This window comes from Bacillus sp. SIMBA_154, assembly GCF_046536015.1.
GTDB classification, from domain to species: Bacteria; Bacillota; Bacilli; order Bacillales; family Bacillaceae; genus Bacillus; species Bacillus pumilus_P.
Genome location: NZ_JAWJBV010000608.1, coordinates 1 through 240, shown reverse-complemented (window position 1 = coordinate 240; position 240 = coordinate 1). Strand labels below are relative to the sequence as shown.

Here is a 240-nt window from a genome sequence, read left to right as displayed (position 1 = left end):
CTATTCTTCATAAAAGTTTACTTTCATTAGTTTCATGCAAACCTGCGAATTTAATTGTTGATCAAAAAGTACCGCATATTGATTCTTGTGATGAGAGAGATTACGCATTTGTACATTACTTATCGCCAGAGGAGCTTGGTGGAACAAGTATTTATAAGTATATACCTCAAAACATTATTGAATTTAAACAACAGCACAAACCACTGCTCGCAGATATAGTTAATGAGGTTAAAAAAGCCC

Annotated in this window: 1 protein-coding gene; it reads left to right on the top strand. The window is 33.3% G+C overall.

The features are described 5' to 3' along the window. A partial coding sequence (locus R0K30_RS23335) for a DUF6445 family protein (protein ID WP_410613390.1) occupies window positions 1-240 on the top strand: 240 nt, incomplete at both ends.